Consider the following 25,922-nt stretch of genomic DNA (forward strand, 5'->3'; position numbering starts at 1 on the left):
TGTAGTTTTTACAGCCCCTGCCGCCACAGGAATGCCTTATACAAAGCTCTTGCCAGGTCGTGGTCGGGGTCTTGCTCCATCGCTTCCCGGAAGCGGAGTCCGGCCCGCTCCTGAAAGCCTGCATCTTCAAGTGCAACAGCTTCCAGCAGTAGTTGAGCGGCAGGCTCGGCTGTACGGTAGGCTGAATTCGCCTTGAGCTTAATAAGTAGTGGAGTAAGGGCAGCTTCTTCAGCGTACTCAAAGGTAATCAATGGCGTGCCCACAGATGCATCGTTGGAGGCTGTGGCCTTCCATCGGTAAAATTCACCGGTTTGGAGCCCGGCATCTGCCGCATTTACGGTGAGGCTGCCTTCGGTTGTCGTTTTCTCCAGCAAAACCTGTCCTTGATCGTTGGTAAGCCGGAAAGTATACTGTTCAGGCGCTTTCACATCGGCTCCTGGTGCCCAGGAAACGAAGAAGCTTTCACCAGCCACCTTGCCACCATTGGTTGTGATGGGGAGCAGGGCCGCATCGGCATCGCCATGGCCATCACCCTCTTTGCTTTCGTACTTGGGTTTGGTGGGCTTGGTACTAGAGGCCAGCCCCGGCTCATCATCGAGGTAAAAGAAGAAAGGGTCACTGGCTTCTTCCACCCTGTCCCGCAACAGCTTGGCGTAGGGGCTTTCCTGAAACTGGTCATAATCTGCGAGCAGGGTAGCGATGTCGTGTTTGCCTTTGGTGTTGATCGTGGCAAATTGCTCATCGTACAGCAGGCTGACAGAAGTGCCTGCGCGGAGCTTCAGGCGGCCCTCCTTACTAAGCGGCATGCCCGTTTTAATTGGGGAAAAGTTGAACCAGCCTTTGCTTGCCGGGGAGTACCGAACGGGGCCATCAACGGAATAAACAACCGGGCTGTCCTGCGCATTCAGGGCTAAGAAAGTGCAAGCGATAAACAATAGGGTTAGCCATTTCATGGTGGAAAGGTTTTAGGTGTATGAAGATTTATTCTGTTAGTCCTGACCGAAAGACGATCCAGCTGCGAAGCTGTCCGGCCTCATCGGTGAGAAGTAGAAGTTGCCGTTGATCGTACGCCAGGCATTGCCCGTTGTGCAGGGATAGGATCCGGTCGGGCGCACCATAAGCTGAATGGATTTCGGCTGCGGTGGCACCGGCTGAAAGCCCTGCAAGGGTTGCTCCCTCGTAGTCGGGGCCGGTCCGGTGGAACCAGGCAAAGCGGTTGCTGCCGTTGTCCACATAATGTTGAAAAATATTGGAAGTGGGCAGATGCTTATAGCCACAGTATATTTTGCCGGGCAGATTTACGGTGGCGGTAAAGGAAGGGGCAACGAGGAAGTCTTCCGGGAAAACGCCATCAATTTCTTCCACGCCTCTCACGTTATAATTTTGCGGGGCAAAGAGTTCTGCGCCTCCCTGTAAGACGGACAAATTGATTTTTACAAGGTTCATCACTGCTGGTTGCGCCGATTGGAAGTAGGTCAAAGCGGCAGTGGTGTCTTGCTGAAGGATAGCCGCTACGCCCAAAGTGACTTGCGCTTTAGCCGCAGCGGGGGCATTGCTTGCCTTTTCTGCAAGCGCCAACGCCTTCCGGGCCCGGTATTCAGCATCCAGCCATTCTCCCCTTAGCACATGGAGATTAGCCAGGTTAAGGTGGGCAGAGGGCTCAGCTTCGTTGAGCAGCAAAGCGTTTTTGAATAGTTGCTGCCCCTTCTCCAGTAATTGTGCCCGCCGCGCAGCAGCGTCTTTGGGCAATCGGGTGGTAATCTGCCCAAGCCGGCTTTCCAGGTCCAGCTCAATCGGCAAAACGTAGGGCATTTCATTTTTCGGGGTGAGGTCGAGTGCCGCCAGCAGTGCGGTAGCTCCGGCGTTGTTGTATAGCTCAAAGCCCTGATACTCGCCAAGGATGTACTGATAATATTCCAGTGCATCGGTATATCCTTCTATCAGGCTCAGGTAGTTGGCGGTCTGATAGACCTGAAAGAGTTTTTCCAGCCGGCGCGCGGTGTTTTCGCTGAGTTTCAGGCGTTCGCTCAGGCTGGGGTAGCCTTGTATTTCCTCAGGCAGTCCGTAGGTAGCGTAGGCTTTTTTAAGCAGGGGGGTAAGGGTGCCGTAGGTGTTGTAGCCGGCAGAAATCGCTAATACGCCGCCAAAGTAATCGGCCTGCGTCTCGTACTTAAGCCCGTCAGAGAGTTTTTCCAGCTTTTCAGCCGCTTCCAGGCCGTCATTCTGATTGATGAAGTTGCGTTTCCAGTCGTGGTTTTCGTAGTAGTGGATGATTTCATGCGAAAGCATCGCCGCCAGCGCATTCAGGGAGTCTTTGCCCAGGCTGACGCAAATGTCATAAGCTTGCTCCTCCAGCCCAATCTGTCGCTTCCCGGGGTGCATCCAAGCCATGTAGCGGCGCCCGGTATTCATGACAAGCTCGGGAACGGGCATTCTGAAGCTGCCCCGGGCCTTCACCAGGTCATCAAAAATACGCTGCGCCACCTCCAGCTTGTAACCGTCTACCGGCACAGGGGCGAACCGGCGCGAGAAGGGGTTGTCGACAAAGGCGAACAGGCTGTCCTGCGCTCCCAATGCAACAGGCAGTACCAGCCATATTATCAGGAGGAGCCTGCTCATTTCATTAGGGTTTGGGCTTCTTCCAACGCATTCATGCGCAGGAGAAAACTGATGAAAAGTTGCCGGTCCACTGCGGAGGGGGCATCCGATTGGAGTTGTGCAGCGTAGGTGCAATAAGCGGCCTGGAAAAGCCCGGCTTCCTCCAGCTCATAAAGCCGGTAAATAGGCTGCACGGGTTCAGACAGGCTTTGGAAATCGCCGTCGGCTTCCAGCTGAGTATCGAAGTTTTGCAAGGCTGCCTCATCATAAAGAATAGGAAAAGGAGCCGACTGCAGCCAACTGCTGTCAGTCTGTAGGGCGCTTACTTGCCAATAGGCAGGCGCATTGCCCTCAAAGCGGAGTTGCCGTAGGTCTGTGGTAAATTGTTCATCGGACAGCGTGGCAGCAAGAATAGGCTCTGCAGCGCCCTCCTTCCGCAGCTCAAAACGATAACCGCTCGGGTGGGCAACGGAGTCCCAGCGGAATGTCACCTCAGGATGGGTAAGTAAACCGGTCAGGTAAAGCGGTGCTTCAATACTGTAGGACGGACTGCCGAACCCACTGACCCCCGCCCGGGCATTGGTCAGGTAGCGGCGATGGGACTGTTCCACCTGCTGTGGCGTATCGGTATCTTTAATGGCATTACTGATAAAAGACCAGAACCGGCTCAGGAAAGTAGAACTATTTTGGCTGCGGATATCAGCGCCCAGCTGTTCAAGGTCATACATGGCCGGGCCTTTTAGCGTTGTCCGGGTGTCTTCAAAAACGATAACGGCACTCACGCCCTGTAGCAGCCGTAGCCGGCCCGGAGCTTTGACCGTTGTGCCGGCAAATACCCGCCGTTCATTGCCGCCTTCCTGACTGTAGGTCAGGCCATTGCTCGAACTGACGTCCAAAACAACAAAAAGATCCTGCTGGGCAGTGAGTCTTGTCATGCAGCAAGTCAGTAAAATCAGGAATAGCCATTTGTTTCTCATAGTATGCTCAGGCTTTATTAGTCAATTTGATCAGCCTTCAAAGGGTTACCTTCCAATATACAGAAATCGTGCAAGGATTACTCTTCTTCCTCAGTAGCAGCAGGTGTAGGCCGTAGTGGAACCGCCTCCGGAATCCGGTCGAGCCAGGGCAGCCGCCTCCGGATGAGGCTTTCGTAGATCATAATGAGGTCGTAGGCCAGCAAAAGGGCCAGAATGCCCACCCCAAAATCGAGTTTTATTCGGAAAAAATGAAAAAGCAGGGCAATTAGAAAAAACAGAAGAATAAACTCAACAAGCTGCAGGGCTCGCGTGATGCCATGGAATACTTCATTGAAATCATCATACACCCAGTGAATTAACAGCACATTCAGGTAGCCGAAAATGGCGAGCAAAATGATATTAAGCCAGTTGGGGAGCTCGCGGACGAACTGTTCCTCAAGCACCATATTTAGCACATTCGCGTGTATAGCCAGGCCGTACATGTCGGGGATAGCCCGGTTGGTGTAGGATGGGTTGAGTGGGGTATAGTGCCGGTCCTTTAGCGGATCGCCTTGACCTGAAGCAGGCAGGTAGCCGAGGAGCACCATTTTGCCATGGACAACAGAGCGGACTTCCTCAAGGCTCATACTGTCCAAAAGCCGGTCCTGTTCCTGCCTCGGGAAGGCGTACTGAGTTCCGGTATAGTGGATGCGCTCCACTGGTTTGTTCCGTTCGAGCAATTTTGCGGCTTTGGCCGGTGCATAGATTTGCAGGAGCGCAGTCGTGAATGCGGGCAGCGTATCTTGCCCCACCAACTCCTTCGGGCTAAAATGACGGATAACCCGCGTCTGATTAGCCGGGAAGTTGACGTAGCCGAGGGTGCTGTAGTTGGCAAAAGCGGTGTCCACGCCTTTCCACTGCTCAAACTGCGTCGCCTTTGCGTTGACCTGATCGACTTCGCAAGCGAGGACGAGGTTGGGCGTTCGCTGAATGACCGCCTGCAAAAAGGAGTCTGCAGGAGAGACTGTCGATGATTCAAAAAGCACATCCACCCCGATGGCAGCCGCACCGGCCTCCCTTAACCGGTCAATCAGCAGTGCCATACGCCCGCGGTCGGGGGTGCCAATATCTACGAGCAGCAGGTCCTGAGTACGGAGCGGCTGTTGCCGGGAGGAATCACTCAGGTAGGCATAGACGATGTCCGTGATTTCGTAGTTTTTGAGCCCGTTGTTGAAAGGGTCGATGTAGTGCATGTTCAGCCGTATCAGGTTGAGGAACCAGATGAATAGGAAAATCAGCACCGTAATGATGATGCTGTGTGGCTGAATAATGCGGTTGAGCATAGGTTTATTTGAATCGGTAATTAGCCCAGCGGCTGAGCTGTCCTTTTTGGTCGAGTAAAAGTAGCACTTCCTTGTAAACCATGATTTCTCCGGTGGGTAGTTCAATTGAGGTTTTAGGTTCTCCGTAAAGATCCGTTAGCTCGGAGCGGGGGGTGCCGGCTTTGAAACCATCATAGAGTTCCCCGGGATGCCCGGCATCGGTCAGTTGCAGGAACAGGCTGGGATTATTTGGCGACTTGACCATGTAAACGGTGGAAGCGGTCAGGCCGTCGACCTGTTCGGGTGTCCATATTCTAAAGTCCAGGGCTTCAAACAGTTCAATTTCCTGACGGTCCCGCCGGTACTGCCGGTCGAAGTTGGTCAGGGCAAAGGGTTCCACACTGTCGATATCATACGCATCCGGCCCATCGGGTTTGCGGCCTGCCGGAATTGGGGTTTGCTTCATCTGGCTCAGGTTGTAAAGGGCCACAGCCGAGGGCGCTTCCAGTTGTTCCAGTTGCTGAATGGCGGTTTCCAGGTCACCCTCGCGGGCGGTCAGCATAGCCATCAATACCTGAGCATCCGTTTTGGTTTTGGGGAATTGCCCCGGATTGCGCTTTGCTTCCACATCAGCGTAAAAAGCTGCCCGGTCATTGTCTCCCAGCATGTAGTAGGCACAGGCCTTATTCAGGTAAGCCGGGGCATAGTCCGGGTCCATGCTGATGGCATTATTGAAGTAGGAAATGGCTTCGCGCAGCAGCTTGGCCCGTCGTTCTTCCTTGTCTCCAAAACCGTCTTTGCTGCCTGCTCCAAAGGTCATATCCAGTTCCAGTGGCAAGCGGTATTTGCGTTCGGATTCCGGGAAGTATTCCAGCGCCTCCAGTACGGTAATTACTCCAAGGTTGTTATAGATCTCCCTGCCCTGGTAATCGATCAGAATGTGTTTGAAAAACACCCGCGCATCATCGTATTGGCCGATTGCGGCGAGCAAATTCCCCACTTCGAAGACCCGAACGAGGTCTTTGAGCTTTTCTTCTGACTTTTGGGCCAGCGCTTTGCGGTCGTTCAGGCTGGGGTAGGCGCCCGTGCTATCGATCTCCGGGAAAGGGTAGGTCTTGTATATCTTATCCAGGATGGCGGACCGGTTATCGAAAACCGGATAGCCGGCGGAGTAGGCCAGGAATCCGCCGAGGTAGTCGGCCTGCGTTTCGTTGTTGATTTTATCATGGTCTACCATGCCTTGCAGTGTTCTTCCGATTTCGAGCTCCTGATAGGCTTTCGCAAAACTTGACCGCCACTGGTGCTTTTCGTAAAAATGGACCAGTTCGTGGCCGAGCAGTCCGGCAATAGCTGCCTTACCTTCCTGTTCGCCCATTGACATGCAAATGTCGTAGGCTTTTTCTTCCAGACCGATTTGGGTGCCACCGTATACCAAAAACGCGGCATTATTTGCGGCTTTGGTCATCGTGAAAGCCGGAACCGGAAAGCGCCGGTCGCCTTTGGCCTCCACAAGCTTATTGTAGATGGCTAAGGCTTTCTCGTACTTTGGGCCGACCAGCGCCTCCATTTCCTGCTCCAGCTCAGCCGGTTTACTGATGTAGCTGAAAGCATTTCGGGGCTGGCTCCTAAGATTCAGTGCGCAGAAAAGGCATATAGTAAGGATCAGGCTGGGGGTTTTCATGGTGGGTTGGGTTTAGGTAGTTTTTATGGCTTGCCAATATGGGTCGCCCTCACAAAATAAGGAATCTTGAATTAATATGACGGAGAAAAACTCAGTTGCCCTCCATCGGTGTAGGTGATCAGATTGCCTTCATTGCCAGCAATTTCACTTTGAGCCGTATTCAACACTGCAATTAGTCCGTGGATGTAGATTTTCCCAATCAGCAAAATTCCAGCGTCGTAGGTGTCCTGGCCGTCAATTTGCAGGAGCCCATTCGTCAAAACATGCAGTTCTGCACCTCCAGCCACTTCAAGATGGGCGATAGAGGGTACACTTTCCTTAATTTCAGGATAGAAAGGCTGGTTAAGCTGGGGTATCCGCACACTGCTACCTTCATCCGGTACCCGGTTGAGGTTCCAGTTGCGAGGCTCCATCCAGTCTGATAGTCTGCCGGGGGTGCCGCCTACCCAAACCCACTGCGCATTCAGATAGCCGCAGGAAAATAAAGCAAAAATGATGATGATCGTTCTCATGATTCTGTATGTCGTGTTCATTGGCTTGATTTGAATACCTGCCCTTTGGTTACCCATCAGTAGAAAGTTTTTTGGGCAGGGTAACCTCTCTCCATTTCGCCAAATCACTATATTTAGGAATTGTATTCCTGCCGCGGGGCCCAAAGAGAGGCCTACAGCCCTTTTTCTCCACCTTTAATCTACCTACCAATGAACGCACCTAAGTATTGTATGGCTTTGCTGATGCTGCTGAACACAGTCTGGCTTTCAGCCCAAGACCTGCATGTTTTTTATGATGTATTTGAGGACACTATTTACTATCAGATGAACGGAAAAGCTGTACCGCAGCCTGCCGTCAAAAAAGGGCAGCAGGTCATACTGCACGTGCTCAATTACAATGATTATCTCTATGACCTGGAGCTGGAAACCGAAGCTGAGGACTTCAATGTGCCTGCCTCAGGCAGCCCTTTCTTTGGCGGCGGCAGCAGCAGTTCTGCATTAGCTCAGTTTAGAAGCCTCACCGGAGGGATGGGTGGCACGGGCTTCGGGTTAGACAGTACCCGTATCGCTGATCAGGGAAGCGGCATGGTGGACCAGGCGAATGTATCTACCGCTACTAAAGCTATGGCCAGGCGGTTTGCCAGCCATCTGAAGGCGATGGAGGATATCGAAGAAGAGATTCAGGAGCTTAGTGGCTATCTGAATGAAGAGTTGCAGAGCCAGGCTTTTCAACAGATAGCGCTGGACGAAGTACGGCAGCTTCGGCAGCACCCCGGACTATCGCCTAAAAAGATCAAAGCCCTGTCCATGGACTACCTCAAGCCCGTGCTGGGTGTCCGTCGGGATGAGCCTTTGAACATAGGGGAAGTGGTTCGGCGCACCGATCAGTCCAGTGCCATCCAAAAAACGGTTGAAAACTACGAGCAGGAAGTGGGGCAGCTTCAGATGGAACTGCAAAAACTGGAGGCTTCCCGGAGTGTCTTATTCGAAGCCCCTGACCTGCCCGATACCGACCGGACTGCCCTGGCCGTAGCCTACGAGGCTGCTGCCCTCCGTGTGGAAGCGTATGAGGAAAAAGCTCAGTCGGTTCGGCAGCAACTCGTCGGGCTGGAAGGCCTTCAGCTCAGGGAACTGACAGAGCTAAGTTATCTATACGAAGAAATGCAGGAGCACCGGTTCGAACAAAAGTTCGTTTTCAGCCCGGATGCTGACCTGACCACCTTCCGCATCCGGCTCAATCCGGTAGACTCCGCCCTGCTGCAGGGCGTAAGGCCTAAGCAACTTAACCCCATCAAGCTGAATACCTACGGCGGGCTAAAGGTCAATGCGAGTGTTGGCGTGAGCTTCGTCCGCTTCTTTGACCGCCCGCAGTCGTATAGCGTTCGGGACTCTTTCATCGTTGCGGATGACCAGGATGCCTTTTTGCCGATTATTTCCAGTTTTTTCCATTTCTACCCGCAGAGCCGGCGGCAGGTTTCCGTTGGGGGGACCTTTGGCCTTGGTATTGGGGTCGGAGGAGATAACGCGGGGCTGCAAACTTACTTTTTCGGCCCCAGCCTGATCCTGGGGCAGGGGCAGCGGGTGGTCTTCACCACAGGTCTTACCGGTGGGAAAGTGGAACGCCTGGCCCAAGGCTACGAACCCGGGGATGTATACGATGCAACGATACTGCCCACTAAGTCGATTTACGAGTTGGGCTTTTTCCTGGGCATCTCCTTCAACATCATGGGCAATTAAACCTTGGGGGAGCCAGCCTGTTGGGCAAGAAAACACTTCATTCTATGTCTAAGCCCGGCCTGCTGTGGTTCCGAAAAGACTTACGCCTGCATGATAACCCCGTCCTGCACCGGGCTTTAGCGGAAAGCGATACGCTGCTGCCGGTCTTCTGCCTGGACCCGCGCTGGTTCCGGGAGCTGCCGTTGGGCTTCCGGAAAACGGGTGCCCACCGGCTGGCTTTTTTGCTCCAAAGTCTGACGGATCTGAAGAAGCGCCTGAAGGGGATTGGTGGCGATTTGCATATCGTCATTGGGCAGCCGGGGGAGGTTCTTCCCAAGCTGGTCCGGGCACACGGCATTCAAACCGTGTATGCACAGCGGGACATCGCCTGGGAGGAGCAGCAGGATGAGCAAGCGGTACAACATGCCCTGGCGCCATTGGGCTGTGATTTTACCAGGGAGTGGAGCCATTTGTTATACCATCCCGATGATGTGTCCTTTGCGCCGGAGGACACTGCAGCTACATTCAAAACCTTCCGAAAACACCTAAGGCAGGGCAGTAAGGTTCGGCCGTTGCTGCCAGCGCCGGTTGCTATTCCTTTATTGGAACACACTTACGCACCGGTGCCGTCCATGGAGGATGTAGGTTTTAAGGCCGATGCCGGGCAGCCTGCCTATCCCGGTGGAGAAACGGCGGCACTGGAGCGCCTGCAGTATTACTTTTTCGACAGCCAACTGCTGACCCGGTATAAATGGACCCGCAATCAGTCGCTGGGCAGCGATTACAGCTCCAAGTTCTCGCCCTACCTTGCCCACGGCTGTCTGTCGCCCCGCCGGGTGTATTGGGAAAATAAAAAGTACGAGCGGGAGATCAAAAAGAATGTATCCACCTACTGGCTGATCTTCGAATTGAAGTGGCGGGAGTTCTTCCAGTACCTGGGCCTGAAGCACGGCAACCGTATGTTTTTCCCGGGAGGGATTAAGGAAAGAGAGCGCAGTTGGAAGCAGGACAGAGAGTTGTTTCGCCGATGGCAGGAAGGGTGTACCGGCATCCCTTTCCTCGATGCCCACATGCGGCAGCTGAACCAAACCGGCTTTATGAGCAACCGCGGCCGGGTCAATCATGCCAGCTTTTTGGCACAGGAGTATGGCATTGACTGGACCTGGGGCGCGGCCTGGTTTGAGGCGCAACTTATCGACTACGATGTGTGCAGCAATTGGCTCAACTGGAATACCCAGGCTACTGAACAGCGCTTTACCAACGCCATCTGGCAAAGCCGCAAATACGATAAAAAAGGCGAATTTGTGCGGCACTGGCTGCCTGAACTGGAAAAGGTGCCGCCTCCCTACTGCTATGCCCCGTTTTTGATGGACAAAGTCCGGCAAAATGAATATGGAGTACGCATCGGAAAAGACTATCCGGCACCGGAGCCACTTTCCGGTAAGTTGGAGTGGGCGGTGAAGCGGGTCAGTTGATTTTAATTCAGCAGCTCTATGCTTCGTTCCAGTATCCGGTCAGTATTGTCTTCTGCTGAGGAGGGCTGGTAATGGTCCGGTGGCAGTCCGATGCCTTCAAAAAAGCGCCCGTCCGCCGTTTGCATCTGCCAGTGAGACAACCGGTATATCCAGCCGTTGGGCAGTTCCCGGAAAATGGGATTGCCTGAGCCACCGCCTGTAGTGTCTCCTACTGTTTGTACATGGTCAAAGCGTTTCATTGCTAAAATAAAGTCTTCCGTGCTGCTAAAACAGCTCCGGTTAGTGAGTAACAGCACCGGTTTGGTATAAGTATTTCCAAGCGGTGCAATATTGTCTTCAATCCAGGGCGTAAAGTCATCGTGATTGGGGCCATTGCGGTAGCGAAATCGCCGGTAGAGGGTTTCTTTCGTAGCGAAGTGACCGGCAACGAGCTCGCTGTTGCGGTCGGAGCCGCCTCCATTGCCGCGAAGGTCTATAATCAGGCCCCGGGAGCCGGAAAAGTAATCCAGAGCCTCCCCGATTGCAGCATATTCACCAATTTCACTGCTGAAGTTTTTAATCCAGATATAGCCGAGCTCCGGCTGCTGCTGCAGATAGCCACCGTAGAGCACCGTACTAAAGTCAACCGCCGCTGTCAGGGAGATGCGCTCCAGGTCAGGCGGATCTGAGGGGCCACGCTCCCAAAAGGGGTAGCCGCAGATGCCTGCCGGAGTGTAGAGATTGACATGGCCGTCCTCCAGGTCCTGAATGATGGTGCAAAGCAGGTCACGCAGGGCTTCTTCATCTGCTTGCGCGGCTTGTGGGGCGTATTGGGTGTGAATGGCATCCCAGTCGGTTCCTTTATAGTCAAAGTAGGCATAGTGCCGGTCCATTTCGGTCCAAAAGGACTGAAAAACCCCTATGCTGCTGCTTTCAATATCCGGCTTGAGGCAGCCTGCCCAAACGCTGATTAGAAGGAGTATCAGGAAAATTTTTTTGCTCATAATTCCGCCCATTTTAGGTGAACGCCCAATAGCAAACGGTGCTGCAAAGACCGTTGTGGTTGGACAATGTGTACAGAGGTGAGCTGAGCCTGATAATCAAGGGAGAGGCTGGTTTTTTTGCTAACTGTCCAGGAGGTGCCAGCTTCAGCATGCAGGAGGGCAAAGCGGGCTGGGCCGTACAGGTTCCGGTGGTCCCAAATCCAATCTCTGGAAAAGTACCTTGGGCTGTGCCGCTTGGTAATGGCATAGTGCCATAAGGGCGCCCCCAGCACTATCCGGTAGCTTAAGTCTACCTGCGGCTGCCAGTGTGCTCCCAGCGCGGGCCCAAACCCCAGAGCACCCTCAAACTGATCCTCTGTGATGCCGCCGATGTAGTGATGCTGCCGGTAGCTGACTGTCAGGTGCCCCATCATGCCGGCTAGTGCTTTTAGAGAACCGGACGGGCCTATTGCCCAAAGTTCAACGTGGTTCATCTGCCCGTAGTTGTGGCGGGCCGTATTGGAAGACGCTGTGAATGTACTGCTATTGCTACTGCTCAGCGCTGAGGCGGTGTAGAGCAACTGAAACCGCTGGTAATGGTTGGGGGTGTACCGGGCGTAGCTGAGCCCGCCGGCTATGCTGTATCCGGATAGCACCATAGGGCTGAGCTGAGGGTCCTTCCATTGCGTATGAGCAGCCATCAGGTGTGCACCCCATATCTGCGCTGACAGGCATAATGGCCATAAAAAACCGCCGAAAAAGCATAAAGCCCGCATTTTTAGCCCTTAAATTAAGAGCAGTAGTTCTGGCAGTCAATGACAAATCTAACCTACTCCGTACGATAAAGCCGCTCCGCCAGTGTGGGGTCAATAACAAAAGGATTAGGCTTCCCGTCCTGATGTCGGGCGATGGCCTGAGTGCGGGCGATTTCCTGCTCATCAGCCGGGTCGAGCTGATGCCAGAGCAGTAGCGTTTCGCGTTGTATCTGGAAGAATAGCGGGTCCGCTTCCAGTGCCTCTTGCCGATAGATGGTGTAGAAATAAAACACAGCCCTGGCAATGTCACCTTTGCGGTTCTCACGAGGCTCGAATTGCTCGCCGGTTGATTCGCTGTAGTGGTCAATCTGTTGGTCAGGGGCATTGCTTTGCTCTGTATCCATATAGTACCAGTGCTCCGTAAGTTCATCCGGTATTTCGGCAAAGGGGGCATTGCCTCGGGCAGCATTTACCGCCAGCCGGGTGGGGAAAAGATGGTGCATATCTGACTTCGCATTTCCATATTTAGCGCCCTTGCTGCGTGGGTACACGTGTTCGCAGTTGATGCCATCTGCGCTGCCGTCCTGATAAAGCGCCTGAGAGGGGTCTTCTCCCGGTGGCAGGTAAAGGCAGTGGCCGGAATAGATGCAGCAGACGGTATCGCGGTAGTTGTCAATTTTGCCATACATCAGGTCGCGGGCAGGGCCGTAGCCCAGTACCTGAGCTGGGGTATACCGTTTCTGCACGGCCTGTAGCAGGTCATTGCCCTCCAGATTGGAAAACAGAGGTGCCGTGGGCTGAGCGCCTAGCCTTTGGGTGCATAAAATGATGATAAGGAGTGGAAATAAATAGCGCATGCAGCTGGTTTTTGTGCGAAGATAAAAAAAGCGCAGCCCCGAATAAAGCTCCGGGGCTGCCCAAAAAACCAACTTCAAAAGGGGGGTTAAACGTGAATCTTATGGAATGGTAACACAGGCCTGAACCCTTAACCCCGGCGGTCTTCGGTCCTGTGAGTGTCTGTTTGGGAATATGACGGATTACTCCGGATGCGGACTATCAATAATCAGGGATAACAATACTGACTTACCCAAAAATCTATACGATTCATCTGAGTGATAACTTTGGCTAGGAAATACCAAAGGTATCGTCAGTTAATAGGGGGGTATGTAGTAGTGCTGCTATAAGTTGTTGTGGAGATACAGCTAAAATTTCGCTGTTTCCTATTTTAAGGTGCTATTTCAGTAGGTAAAGGTAGGTATTTTTGAGGGAATAGTCAAACGATTCATTTTTTTAGCTGCGGTAATTCTTTGGCGGCGGCATCAAGTTGATGGTAGAAGTCCTCGCCGTATTTTCGGATTAGCGCTTCTTTGAGGAACTGATAGACAGGCATTTGGTGCTTTTTGCCCAGTGTACAGGCGGCGGAACAGATGTCCCAGCGGTCGTAATTCAGGGCTTCCATGCCTGTGGCTTCGTGACGCACCACCCGTATGGGGTAGAGATGGCAGGAAATGGGCTTTTTGAAGTCAGTTGCTCCGGCTTTATAAGCGCGCTCAATGCCGCACTGTGCCACACCCTGCTCATCGTAGGTCATGTAGGCACAAGGGCCATTGTCAATCAGAGGCGTACCAAATTCCTGGGCATCGCCCTCATAATAGGTGTGTGGCCCTTCGGATTCAATGACCGCTCGACCGGCAGGGCTGAGAAAAGGGCGAATGTCATCGTAAATGCGCTCCAGAGTCCGGAGCTCTTCCTGCTCAAGAGGCGCACCATAGTCACCTTCCCAGCAGCAGGCGCCCTTGCAGGCATTCAGGTTGCAGATGAACTGCTCATTGACCACATCATCACTTATCAATATTTCCCCGATCATCAACATGTGCTGTACCTGTTTAGGCTTACTTTTTATTAAAAAGCAAAAATAGGCAACATCAGGAACTTACCTGTCATCAGACCGTAGATTCTACGCTACAAAACTTTAGGCATCCCTTTCCTTCAGGTAGTGGATGCAGGCCTGGTCTTCCTTCTCCGTGCTGGGGGTATTGCCAAACCAGGCGTTTAGTATCTCCTTCAGCAATGCCTCAGAGGTGTAGCACAGGCTAATAGCCAGGATGTTGGCATCATTCCACTGCCGTGCGCCGGCAGCGGTGGGCGCATCCCAACACAGTGCAGCCCGGGCACCTTTGACTTTATTGGCCGCCATGCTGACACCGGTGCCCGTCCAGCAAAATACAATGCCCTGATCTGCCTGCCCTCCCACTACGGCTTCCGCCACTTCCATCCCAACTTTAGGCCAGGGGGCTTCGGCGGTGAGCAGCGCACCGAAAGGCAGCACTTCGTGCCCGCGTTTTTGCAGTTCTTCAATGGCTATCTTAACGAGGGAGGCGTCCATGTCACTTCCTATGGCAATGGTCATATTCCTTTTTTCCGGAAATATAAGGAAAAGGTCTGTGCTGTGAGGAATGCGCCGGATTTAGAAAATAATATTGGGCTATTGATATTCAGTCAAATAAAAGGTAAATTGTAGGCATAAAAACCCAAATGTGCATTCGTGCACCATTTGAACAACACCTAAAAACCCACCCATGCCCAAAAACCATGGCCCAAAATGGGCTCGCCTATGCCTGAGAGTATAGCACTCAGAAGTACAGTCGAATGACGTAACCATTCCTCTTCACAACTTCTGACCTTCTCCGCTATGCCAAATGATACCAATACCCCGCCTTCTACTTTGCAGCAGCTTGCTCAGGAGTTGGGCAAGGTTTATGACCCTGTCAAATATCAGGGCGTATTGCAACGCATGTTCCCCGGAGGCCCGATTGCGGAAATCCAAAACCAACTGCCTGTTTTACCCGCCAATTTTACGGAGCAGGAATTGCCTGCCCAACTTCAGGCACTCCGGCAGTGGGTGGAGAATGCCCGCAGCATCGACCCCGGCAGCCTGATTGATGATGTGGCGGTCTTCGCGCGCCGGTTCAATGATTATTTGCTGGCCGATTACCTGCGGGATCACTGGTCCGGGTTTTATCAGCTAGGCAGCCTGCTGGGCTGGATCCGGTTTGAGCTGGATGAAGCGAATCGTTTCTTCGAAGATGCACCGGTGTATGGCGAAGTGCCTATCGACTGGGAGAGCCTGCCTCGGTTCTTTTCTGATCCTGCTGCTGTCTTTTCTGAAGCAGGTCATGGCTGGGGCACTGCGGGCTTCGAAGAACAGTACCCATTTCTTTTCTATCATTTGGGCGAGTGGCTAAATGCGCAGCGCCCTAAAGGTTTCCCTCCGGCTGATGCTGAACTGAGGGATGATGGCGAAAAGCTGTACATTCCGTTTTGGGCAGCTGGCACGGGAGGGGTTGCTACTAATTTTGGCTTTGAACTTTCTCTTTTGGGGCAACAGGGCATCAAAGCTACGCCACAGGGAGAAGCCACCGCAGAACAGACCGTCACGCTTACGCAAACCGCCTCCCTTTTGCTGGAGCTCCTCCTTCAGGCTACAGTTGGGCTAGAGGGCGGCTTTCACATAGAAGTAACGCCCGATGGAGCCGCACTAAAAGAAAACGGTACCAACCTATCCGGTGAAGTCCTGGCAGGCATCCAAGCTTCCCGGCCCTCGGGGCGGTTGACGCTGCTGGGTACCGCTGAAGGGAACCGGCTGGACCTACAGGCATTTTCTGCCAAAGCCGGGCTGCGCATCGCTACCGGAGATGCGCTGGAGTTCCTCACAGAGCTGAGCCTGGATGACGGCCGCATCCTGATCCTCAATGCGGGCAGTGATGGTTTTCTCAATAACCTCCTTCCTAAAGATGGCATAGCCGCTTTATTCGACCTGACCATCGGCTGGTCCAGCAAACAGGGGATCTACTTCCGGGGCAGTGCCGGGCTCGAAGTAAAAATTCCCGCCCATATCGAATTGGGGGCTTTAGAAATACAAGGTATCAGCCTGGGGCTAAAGCCTAAGCTGGAAGCGGGCAGCCCGCCGGCCTTTGAAATCCCGCTGGGCACGGATGTGCAATTGCTCCTCGGCCCGTTTACGGCAGTAGTGCAGGAGATGGGCATCAAAGCCCTGATCAACTACCAGCCCTCAGGGGGTAACCTCGGCGTACTGGATTTTGGGGTGGATTTCAAACCACCCAAAGGTATTGGTTTGTCTCTGGAGACACCTACTATACAAGGGGGCGGCTACCTCTTCCTCGATTTTGAGAAGGGAGAATATGCCGGTGTGGCTGAACTGACCATCAAGCAAATGGTGGCGGTCAAAGCCATTGGCATTATCCAAACCCAAAAACCGGACGGCAGCCCGGGCTTTTCCTTCCTGCTGCTGATTACTGCCGAATTCAAGCCGATCCAATTAGGCTTCGGCTTTACGCTGAATGGCGTTGGGGGCCTCATTGCCATCAACCGGGGCATGAACCTGGATGCCCTGGCCGCCGGTGTGCGCACCAACGCGATTGACGCGGTCATGTTTCCGGATGACCCTATTGCAGAAGCCCCAAGAATTATCGCCGACCTGAACCAGTTTTTTCCGGTAGCGGAAGGGCTCTATACCTTCGGGCTGATGGGCATCATCGGCTGGGGTACGCCTACGCTTATTGCGGTGGAGCTGGGGCTGATCATACAAGTACCTGACCCCGTGCAGCTGGCGATTATTGGTGTGGTACGGGTACAGTTGCCCGACAAGCGTGCGCCGATTATTAACCTGCAGGCTAATTTCATCGGGGGCGTGGATTTTGAAAAAGGGGAGATGTTTTTCTTCGCGGCCCTCTTTGAATCTAACCTGGCACAATACCGTATTTCCGGGGAAATGTACTTCGCCCTCAACTGGGGCAGCGCGCCCAACTTCCTGTTTACGGTAGGTGGTTTCCACCCGGCATTCAAGCCACCCCCACTGCGGGCTATTAGTGGCAACCTCAAGCGGATTACCATCAACCTGTTGCCTACCGATAACCCCCGGCTGACCATTCAGGCTTACTTTGCGGTGACTTCCAATACGGTGCAGTTTGGGGCAAGTGTGGACTTTTATTTCAAGGTGAGTAAGTTCAAGGTGGTCGGCTACCTGTACCTGGATGCGCTATTCCGCTTCAGCCCTTTCTACTTTATTGTGGAAGTTGGGGCAGGCCTTTCGGTGATGCTGGGCAGCCGGGAGCTGTTGGGCATTCACCTGCGAGGTTCATTGTCGGGCCCTACGCCCTGGCATATCAAAGGCACCGCCAGTTTCAAAATCCTGTTTATCAAGGTCAAAGTTCGCGTGAATAAGCGCTTTGGAAAGCAGCAAAAGGAAGTCCTGCCGCCCCGCCCGGCATTACCACTGCTTTTGGAAGCCTTGCGCGACACCCGTAATTGGGAAGCCACCCTGCCAAAAGCCAAATCCCTGCAAGTGACCCTGCGCGAGCTGCCCGAAGAGGAGCTCATCGTGCACCCCGCCGGTCAGCTGGCCATACGTCAGGACCGCCTGCCACTGGGCATGCGCTTTGATAAAATCGGCAACGAACAACCTAATGACTATACCGCTTTTCAGTTCGCTATAGAACAATACGGCGCCGCATCGTCTATTAAGGACTTCTTTGCGCCGGCGGAGTTCATTAAGCTTTCCGATAGCCAGCGGTTGAGCCGCAATGCTTTCGAGCGTATGCAGTCCGGCAGGAAAGTAGAGGGGAACATGGACCTCTTTACCGCTGAGCAGCCTGATGCCGCAGTACAACGCAGTTACCGTTTTGAGCAGATGATCATCGATGGGCCCGACTTTTTCGTCCGTCCGGCGGACCGGGACAGAGCAGGCATGGAGCAGGCTGACTATGACACTTTTGTGAAAGGAAATGCGGTGGGTCGTTCTGTGCAGGGGCGGCAACAAGAGCTGAAGCGCAGGGAAAACCAGCAGGCTGTGCATGCCCGTGCCGTGGCCTTCAGCCTCGTGGACCAAAGCAACCTACGGCCTTTCAAGTTAAATGGCAAAGCCCTGAAGTACGAATCTGAGGCGGAGGCGCTACAGGCTCTCCGGACCCTCCAATTCCGTAAACCCCAGCTGGGCCACCGCCTGCGCGTTGCCCCGGCCACTGAAACCGAAACACTATGAGCATAGCACAATACACTTTTTTACCCTGGGCCCGGCAAGGCATCAGCAAGGATATCAATGAAGAGGATACGCTCGGCGGGACCACCGGGCGAACCGGGCGGGCGACCATCGATGTGAGCCTGGCTTTGCAGGGTATACCCTTAGGCGGGTGGTCCATGCAGCCCATCACGGATGCAACGGAAGACCCTGCACGGCCCGGCAAGCCTGTGTATAAAAAAGTGCAGCTGGTAGGCCCCGGTGATGTCACTGGCATCAAAGCCGACGCGGTGGTCCGTACAGAGCCCCGGGCTAATGTGGGCAATTTCGAGCCTAACTACTTCCCGTATATTGAATTTTACGAAGAGGACTTTCCTTGGCGCTATACTCCGGCCCGTAGTGTAGATGGCAAGCTGCGCCCATGGTTGGTGCTTGTTGTACTGGAAGAATCCGAATTTGAACGCCGGTTCCTGCCCGGGGCGGCCCTCTCTGCCATTACCAACGGGCAGTTGCCGATTGCTTTTCCACCAGCCTCCGAAACCTGGGCCTGGGCACATGTGCAGGCCAATGAACCCTTTCCTGCCGGTAATGAGACGGTAGCTCTTCAGCAATTGGTGGAAAAAGACCCTAACCTGGCCTCCTCCCGTCTTATCTGCCCGCGTAGGCTCAAGCCCAACACCCGCTACACTGCTTTTCTCCTTCCCGCTTTTGAACAGGGCCGGTTGTCAGGCCTGGGCGCTCTGCCTGATCGCATCCTAAGCGAAGATATACAGCAACCCTCTTGGGGGGCGCATCGAAATGATGAATACCAACAACTCTGGCCGGTTTATTTCGAATGGGAATTTCAAACCAGTGATCAGGCTGATTTTGAATACCTGGTGCGCCGTATTGAAGCCCGGGTGATGGAAGACCCCGTGGGCCGCCGCCCGATGGATATGCAGGATGCCGGGTACAACCTGAGCTATACTGGAGTTGATGATGGGGTGTTGCTGGTAGAGGGCGCCCTGCAAATTATTGATGCAGATGAAAGCCGCCTTGATTTTCTTGAGCAGGACGAAGCGCAGGGCTTTGTAGGAAAGCTCCGGCAAATTCTCAACCTGAACGACCCTTCTGGCAGTGACCCTCCGGTGGATACCTCACTTGATATCGATGGGGAATCGGACGATCCTTTCGTTCTTCCGCCCCTCTACGGGCAGTGGCATGCCGGAAAGACGCGTGTGGAAGAAGGTGGCGATAAACCCTGGTTTGATTCGCTTAACCTTGACCCCCGCAACCGGGTGGCAGCAGGCTTTGGCACTCTGGTCGTCCGCAAAAACCAGGATGCTTACATGGACCGTGCCTGGGAGCAGGCTGCGGAAATCCTGGAAGCTCAGCGCCGCATCCGGCTGGCCCGCTTTTCGGCGGAAACGGCCCGGCAGTTGCAGCGCTCTTATTTCACTGGTATGGATGAGGCCGTGTACTCCGCTTTTTCGTCAGCTATGCACGCCCGGTCGTTATTCCCGGAAAGTGGAGCCGGAGGGCAGGCTGTGGCACAAGTTGTCCGTAAGCGGGTACTCCAAACCGGGGAGTTGTCTGCACGCCTTACAACAGAACGAAATGCGCGGGAACAAAAAATAAACGAAAAGGAGAACGCAGAAACAGAACTGCAGGGCATCCTGCAGGCCATTACAGCGAAAGAAGCGGACATCACTGCCAAAGAAGCACAAATCGACAGCCTCAATGAAGAAATCGATGCTTTAGAAGAGGATATTACCTCCCTTACTGGCCAAATCGCTGCACTGAATGGCCAAATCAGCGAGAAGACTACGTCCATTGACACGTTAAATAGCGAAATCGCTACCCTGAATGGTGAAATCGCTGCACTTGAGCAGGCCCTGGCCGATGCCAGTAACAGCAGTGAGGCAGCAGCGATTACGACTCAGTTAAATACAGTTACAACACAGCGCAATCAACGGGTGACACAGCGCGATGGGCTCATAGCTGAACGCGATGCCTTGGTAACCCAACGGGATGGGCTGGAAGCGGAAAAGGATCAAAAAGAAACAACCCGCAATGACAAAGTAAACGCCCGAACCGCCGCCCAGAATGAGTTAAACGTTCTGAATAATCAGTTGGTGGGGCTGCGGAATGATGAGGAAGATAAACGGGACGAGATTCAAACGCTTAAAAGCGAAATCGCCAGCCTTGAGCAGGAAATTCTGCGGCTGTCCCGCCTGCAGTTGCCCACCTCCACTTTGCGGCAGGATTACCGTAAAATGGCGCGGGTGAACGGGCCTTTGCTCCGGCGCGCCGATATAGGAGAGGTGGCCCAGGATCCGATGGTGGAAATTTCCCTTCAGGTTGACGAGGCTTCCACAGGTGCAGCAGTAGCTAATGCAACAGTTAGCAAAGATTGGGAAGACCTGCAATGGGGGGCTGATACTTTCCGCAAAATGGAGCTAGTTACAGTGGAAGGGTTCGCAGTGACGACGCCCGGGCTGGTCCGCACACAAATTCAAAAATTCATGGAGGCTTATCAGGGGCTGAATCAGCGCTTGCGCCAAATAGTTCAGGTACCTTCTGAAACTGTGGTGCCCGGAGCCGATACCCGGACGCGCCCGTTGCTCGCCTATCCGGAATTCAGGGAGGCCACCTATGACGCCCTGGCAAAAATCTCCTCTGAGCTTATGCTGCCCAATGTGCAGCGCATTCCCATGGACACCTTCTCCCTGCTTGAGGTCAATCAACGCTTCATCGAAGCTTACCTGGTAGGGCTGAACCACGAGATGGCGCGGGAATTAATGTGGCGGGAGTTTCCCACCGATCAGCGCGGTAGTTATTTCCGAAGCTTTTGGGATGATACCGATAACCTGGACACTACTTTTCCGCCTCCCGATATCGAACTGTTGACCAAAATGGATCAACCGCTCGGGCAAAACCTCCCGGCTGACCGCCCCATTCCGCCACCTGATCCGGACAATCCCAATGTGGTATTCGTCATCCGCAGCGAATTGCTGAAGAAGTTCCCTAATGCCCTCGTGTATATGCAGAAAGCTAAAAATGTGAAGGCGCCAAGAGGGTTGACTACTGGCACAACGGCTGATCAACGCAAAATGCCCGTTTTTCAGGCCAAAATCGATCCGGAAATCTCCTTCTTTGGCTTTCCCATTTCTGCTGAGGAAGCATTGGGCAGCGAGACCGATCCCGGCTGGTTTTTTGTGGTGCAGGAACGCCCCGGCGAGCCCCGCTTCGGGCTTGATATCACGGCTGAGGATGCAGGCAGTAGCTTCGATTCAATCGATGAGTGGAATGACCTGGCCTGGCCTCATGTTGAGGTATTGCCCCATGATTTTCTGCGCATAAATGGCCTCAGCAGGGAGCCGTTGCCACCGGAATCAGGAGCGCCTCATACCTATACCTGGGGCAAAAACAGCGCCCATATGGCGGGCATATTGCTACAACTTCCATTTCGGGCAGCCGTGCACGCTACCGATATGATCAAACTCCCAACCGATGCCTGAAATTAATGCAGACCAACTGAACAACGCCCTATCGGCTCTGAATGGCGCTATACCTGTCGCCTTGTTCCCGGTAAAGGTGCAAACCCGGTTTGCCACACAATCTATGGTGGATGCCTTGGGCAATGGCTCCGTCCCCGCACCTGATCCTGCTGCTGCTCCGGCAGAACTCTGGGTTCGGATTTACCCTGATGATATCTTTGTCCACACCCATGAAGACCAACTTACGGAAGATGAGTTGGTGGCAGCCGGGGACTATTGGGCATTCCTTTGGGCGGCAGCAGGTCAGGCCGGGCGGGAGGATCAAAAAGCCGGAGCCTGGCGCGCTCTATCTGAAGACTTTGGACCGGTGCGTGCCCGCTATATTTTGCGCGAAACCCACCCCATTGGGGGATTAGATGCAGAGGGATTTCCACAATCTGCTCCCCAACTACCGGACCTGGCAACCACTGAGGAGAGCTGGTCCAATGCACCACGGACTTACCTCCTGCCCGACCGATTTGTAGTAAGTATAGAAAAAGCCGGCGCTCACCGTCACTACGAAGGGGCGCTGATTGATAAAACCGAAGATGGAGCATTACGGCTGGGGCTCGATCCTGGTAGCCCCGATGAGTTTGAAGACACCCCGGAAGGCCGGCAGGTGCCCGAAGATTTGAAGTGGATGACAGACTTTCCCAAGGCAGTGGAAGTGGGCATGGCGCTGCGTATTCCACTCGGAAGTTGGGGGGCTGAAGACCAAATTGACCGTCTGACGGTGCTGGGTTGGAAGGGCGGAGCAGCACCCGCATCAGGTACAGCTGTACTCGGCCGCCTGTTGGAAAACCACCGGTATAAAGTTGGAGGCATGGACCTGGCAGGTGTAGGAACCCCTACGAACAATACCAGGGAATCGGATTCCACCCTCGCACCCGAAGACCGGGACTCTGATGTGCCCGTACGAGATGGTAGTACCGGTAGCGATGCGGAGCAGTTAGCCCTGGCATTAGGCTTGCCTGTAGATACCTTCGCAGGCCTTGACAACAGTGGCCTGAGCAGTATTGCGGATGCCCGTAAAGTACATGAGTTACTCTTTGATGTAACCCTTGGGCAGGCTCTGGAATTCTGGCAGCCGAGCCTGAGCACTGCCACCCGCAGTCAGCTTAAACAACATTTTGTAAGTTGGGTAAGCGGGCGCGGGCATCTGCCTGCCTTACAAATTGATGATCAGCCCTATGGCATTCTACCTGCACTCTCATGGTCTGCCCTGAATAGCAATCATGCCCATCCGGAAGGCAGTTTGTTGCGGCAGCTTTGGGACCATATCCTTTGGCCGCTGCACAGTTGGTACAGCACTCAATTGGATGAAGTGGCACACATCGAAAGAGGGATCAGCCCCCGGCAGGCGCAATTGCAATTGTTATCGGTGCTTCAGCTCCATCCTACAAGTGTGGCCTACCGACAACGGTTTGCACTGCGCCCGGAGGTGGCTGGCGATGAAGCACTGCGCAACCTGTTTCTTATCCCGGAAGGTGAAGCCAGAGCCGACCGTGAGGGAGATAGCATCTCAGCCCAGCTCAGTGCCAATGGGCTGCCCGGTGTGGACAATGCTGAAAAGTTGCTTTTCGAAACCCAGGCCCGGCCATTGCTATGGGAAGCCGGCGATGATGACAGATTGATTGAAGCTACCGATGAAGACCCGCTCCTGGGCATGGAAGGCGGCGTGATCCCACCATTGCCCGATTCAGACCAAAATTACCTGCAATGGCTGGCGGAGCACGGTCCGGATGCGGCTCCTCCCGGCTCAGCGCCTCCGAGGGCTATTTTGTACCATTTACTAAAGCGGCGGTTGCAGTTGCCATCTTCTTCCCAACCGGGAGCTGCTTCTCCCCAGGCGTTGCTCAATGAGATTAAAGACTGGCCTGCGCCCTACCTGAGACGCATGGTACAAGAACACCTTGACTGCTGTACGTATCGCCTCGATGCCTGGCTGAGCAGTTATGCCGCATTCAGGCTCCAGGAAATACGGCAGGAAAACGCCGAAGGTATTTACATCGGGGCCTGGGGCTACCTGGAGCACCTGAAGCCGGGACAACGGCCCGTGCAACCGGAGTACATTCCTGCGCCTTCTCTGCGCCATGCGACTACAGCAGCTGTCTTGCGCAGTGGCTATCAGAACAACCGATCGAGTGGTACCGGGGAGAACCTCTTTGCCGTGGGGCTGAGCTCCGGGCGGGTAAAAAATGCCCTTTTCCTGCTGGAAGGTGTCCGCAACGGGCAGGACTTATCCGCTTTGCTAGGCTACCGGCTGGAGCGCGCCATGCAGGAATTCCGGAACGGTGGAGTACCTACACTTGCGCCATTCATACAGGACCTGCGCGAAAAGTACCGCTTTGAAGTGATCCCGGTCGTTGGAGAAAATCAGGGCAGTGCCCCGGATACAGAGGAAGACTTTTCCCAGCGGGTAATTGATGCTGTGGCTCTTGTAGAAGATGAAACAGAAGGTTGGCGATCTGAAGTCAGTGCAGCCGTAGAGGAAGATCTTGAAGATATTATAGCCGGCCTGGCAGAACAACTCGATAGCGTGAAAGACCTGCTCGCTGCTGAAGGCGTTTATCAGCTCGTGGACGGGCAGGTAGACCGGGCCAAAGCCGCCCTTGATGCCATGACGGACGGAGAGCAGCTCACCCGTCCGGAAATCGTGGACCAGCCCAGGAGCAGTCTGCCCCTGACTTTCCGTATGGGGGTGCTGCTTCAGGACCGCCCCTTGCCGGTAACAGGTGGCGCGCCCCTTTCGCCCCGGGCGGTAGTCAGTCCCAAACTCAACCGCTGGCTCTTGGATCAGTTGCCGGACCTCAGCTTTATCAAGGTACGGGTACGGTGGCAAAGTGGGGTGGATGGCAGCGGGAACCCGGTGTTTGAAGCGCTTACTATGCCGCTGCGGCATTTGCAAATCGAACCCATAGACCTGGTGTACATGATGCACCTGCAGCGTGAAAACCCTGACACCAGTGAGCTTCGGTACCGTATTGAGCGAGTAGTGCGGCAACAGCGTGACTTGCCCCTGACCACCCGCATCCAAATCCTGGAACAAGACCGGACTGGGTTCGATCCGTCAGATTATACCCTGTTTGCAGTAGAGCCGCTGGCAGCCGGCCTGGGCAAGCTGTTGATGGAGACCCGCAGCCTGCGCCCTGAGGATTTTCTGAGGGCCAACGACGAGTCTGTGGAAGCCGCTGGACAATTGTGGGAACCGGAGTTTCTGCGCCGGCAATTGCGGAATGTGGCACTGGAGTGGGAAGACATGGATGCTACCTTGGCCAATGCACTGGATACGGCACAGGAGCTGGCGAACGGTCTTTCCGGCAACGGCACGCATCCACAATTGGAGCAACGCCTGCGCTCTATCCGGGAGGACACTTTTTTCTACGCAGGGCTGGGCTGGGTGAAAGCAGTTCCGCCAGCGATTGACCGCCTGGACAAGCTTACGCTGGAACAGGAAATCCGGCGTTGCCGCAATATACTTGAAGATGCCCAAAGCCGAATGGTACAGGCAAGAGAGGTCTGGCAGGAGGGAAGTCCTCAGCCGCTTTCCACACTACTCCAACAGCCGCCGGCCGGGCAGGATGCCGCAGGTGAAGTGGCTTTGCTGGAAACGATCATTGAGTTGCTCTTTGGCCGCTTCTACCGCGTGTGTCCTGATTTTAGGTTGCCCGCAAGTACCCAGTTGCAACAGTCAATGGCTGATCCGCAGCTTAAAAATTCGGCGGATGATTTTGCTATTGAGCGCTGGCTTCAGACCCAAGCACCACTCCGCCCCAAGATGGATCTTTACTACCGTTGCAATATGCTGACCGAACTGTTTGGAGGGACCAAAGAAGGGGATGGGATGTCGCTGTTGCAATTACCGCTTCGCGAAGGCAAGCCCGGGCCCTGGGTAGGTCAGGAATATGGGAGTTTTATTCCCCACGGCGATACGATGGCGATGACACTTGAGCTTCAGGAAGACTTTTCCTTCAGCAACGGTACTTTCTCCGGGCTGCTGATTGATGACTGGCAGGAGCTGATACCCGATCCGGAGGTGAACGCAGGCATCGCCCTGCAATACGATCAGCCCGATACCGAGCCGCCCAATGCTGTACTGCTGGCGATGACGCCCCGGCGCGGCGCCGCATGGGATTGGCCCGTTTTGCAAAATACGGTTCTCGATAATCTGCACCTGGCTAAGCTCCGCGGGGTGGACCCGGACATCCTCAAGAACAGCTTTCTTGATCAGTTTTTACCGCTGGTTTTAGGAGAAGTGACCATGACGGAAGAAGGTGGCGAACGGTCGTACGGTGGCTTGCTGTTTGGTGCGCCTCCGGGGGAACAACGTATCGTGGAGGCACCACCAACAGAAGTTACGGATGAGGATTTAGCAGGACTGGACTTGGGCAACACCATTGAATAACAGAAC

General features: G+C 54.2%; 16 protein-coding genes. 5 read left to right on the plus strand and 11 right to left on the minus strand.

The window, feature by feature from the left end:
* Positions 1 to 8 precede the first annotated feature (8 nt).
* From MRY86_RS19140 to MRY86_RS19165, 6 genes are all read right to left on the minus strand, one after another.
* Positions 9 to 953 (minus strand): hypothetical protein, encoded by a 945-nt coding sequence (locus MRY86_RS19140; protein WP_293566976.1) that lies wholly within the window; start codon positions 951 to 953, stop codon positions 9 to 11.
* 28 nt (positions 954 to 981) lie between these two features.
* Positions 982 to 2,619 (minus strand): hypothetical protein, encoded by a 1,638-nt coding sequence (locus tag MRY86_RS19145; RefSeq protein ID WP_293566975.1) that lies wholly within the window; start codon positions 2,617 to 2,619, stop codon positions 982 to 984.
* The gene (locus MRY86_RS19150; RefSeq protein ID WP_293566974.1) at positions 2,616 to 3,575 is read right to left on the minus strand and encodes a hypothetical protein; all 960 of its coding nucleotides are present in this window, start codon (positions 3,573 to 3,575) and stop codon (positions 2,616 to 2,618) included. Before MRY86_RS19150 ends, MRY86_RS19145 begins: the two co-directional genes overlap by 4 nt.
* 77 nt (positions 3,576 to 3,652) lie before the next feature.
* Positions 3,653 to 4,897, minus strand: a complete 1,245-nt coding sequence (locus MRY86_RS19155; protein WP_293566973.1) for a CHASE2 domain-containing protein — start codon at positions 4,895 to 4,897, stop codon at positions 3,653 to 3,655.
* Positions 4,898 to 4,901: 4 nt separating this feature from the next.
* Positions 4,902 to 6,557, minus strand: coding sequence for a hypothetical protein (locus MRY86_RS19160; protein WP_293566972.1), 1,656 nt, complete (start codon positions 6,555 to 6,557; stop codon positions 4,902 to 4,904).
* Positions 6,558 to 6,628: 71 nt separating this feature from the next.
* Positions 6,629 to 7,090, minus strand: a complete 462-nt coding sequence (locus MRY86_RS19165) for a hypothetical protein (protein ID WP_293566971.1) — start codon at positions 7,088 to 7,090, stop codon at positions 6,629 to 6,631.
* A 168-nt stretch (positions 7,091 to 7,258) separates the two neighbouring features.
* Here MRY86_RS19165 and MRY86_RS19170 point away from each other — a divergent pair, with 168 nt between their 5' ends.
* Both MRY86_RS19170 and MRY86_RS19175 read left to right on the plus strand, forming a co-directional pair.
* Complete coding sequence (locus tag MRY86_RS19170) at positions 7,259 to 8,785, plus strand: hypothetical protein (RefSeq protein WP_293566970.1); 1,527 nt, start codon at positions 7,259 to 7,261, stop codon at positions 8,783 to 8,785.
* Between the two features lie 44 nt (positions 8,786 to 8,829).
* On the plus strand, positions 8,830 to 10,239 hold the full coding sequence (locus MRY86_RS19175) for a DASH family cryptochrome (RefSeq protein ID WP_293566969.1): 1,410 nt from the start codon (positions 8,830 to 8,832) through the stop codon (positions 10,237 to 10,239).
* A 2-nt stretch (positions 10,240 to 10,241) separates the two neighbouring features.
* On the opposite strand, the gene MRY86_RS19180 is transcribed toward MRY86_RS19175, so the two are convergent.
* The 5 genes from MRY86_RS19180 to MRY86_RS19200 form a co-directional block, all read right to left on the minus strand.
* Positions 10,242 to 11,222, minus strand: a complete 981-nt coding sequence (locus MRY86_RS19180; protein WP_293566968.1) for a S41 family peptidase — start codon at positions 11,220 to 11,222, stop codon at positions 10,242 to 10,244.
* A complete protein-coding gene (locus tag MRY86_RS19185; protein WP_293566967.1) occupies positions 11,219 to 11,902 on the minus strand; it encodes a hypothetical protein in 684 nt (227 codons plus the stop codon). The genes MRY86_RS19180 and MRY86_RS19185 overlap by 4 nt, the downstream gene beginning before the upstream one ends.
* A 128-nt stretch (positions 11,903 to 12,030) precedes the next feature.
* A complete protein-coding gene (locus tag MRY86_RS19190) occupies positions 12,031 to 12,813 on the minus strand; it encodes an endonuclease (protein ID WP_293566966.1) in 783 nt (260 codons plus the stop codon).
* 425 nt (positions 12,814 to 13,238) lie between these two features.
* Entirely contained in the window at positions 13,239 to 13,829 is a 591-nt protein-coding gene (locus MRY86_RS19195) for a DUF3109 family protein (RefSeq protein WP_293566965.1), read from the minus strand.
* A gap of 99 nt (positions 13,830 to 13,928) precedes the next feature.
* A complete protein-coding gene (locus MRY86_RS19200; protein WP_293566964.1) occupies positions 13,929 to 14,366 on the minus strand; it encodes an RpiB/LacA/LacB family sugar-phosphate isomerase in 438 nt (145 codons plus the stop codon).
* A gap of 282 nt (positions 14,367 to 14,648) precedes the next feature.
* Between MRY86_RS19200 and MRY86_RS19205 the strand changes: the two genes are divergently transcribed.
* Genes MRY86_RS19205 through MRY86_RS19215 form a run of 3 tightly spaced genes read left to right on the plus strand, consistent with a single transcriptional unit; the run spans position 14,649 to position 25,916 of the window.
* A complete protein-coding gene (locus tag MRY86_RS19205; RefSeq protein ID WP_293566963.1) occupies positions 14,649 to 18,017 on the plus strand; it encodes a DUF6603 domain-containing protein in 3,369 nt (1,122 codons plus the stop codon).
* Positions 18,014 to 21,493, plus strand: a complete 3,480-nt coding sequence (locus MRY86_RS19210) for a hypothetical protein (RefSeq protein WP_293566962.1) — start codon at positions 18,014 to 18,016, stop codon at positions 21,491 to 21,493. The genes MRY86_RS19205 and MRY86_RS19210 overlap by 4 nt, the downstream gene beginning before the upstream one ends.
* Complete coding sequence (locus MRY86_RS19215; RefSeq protein ID WP_293566961.1) at positions 21,486 to 25,916, plus strand: hypothetical protein; 4,431 nt, start codon at positions 21,486 to 21,488, stop codon at positions 25,914 to 25,916. Before MRY86_RS19210 ends, MRY86_RS19215 begins: the two co-directional genes overlap by 8 nt.
* The last annotated feature ends 6 nt before the right edge of the window (positions 25,917 to 25,922 follow it).

Source organism: Phaeodactylibacter sp. (assembly GCF_022763345.1).
Taxonomy (GTDB): domain Bacteria; phylum Bacteroidota; class Bacteroidia; order Chitinophagales; family Saprospiraceae; genus Phaeodactylibacter.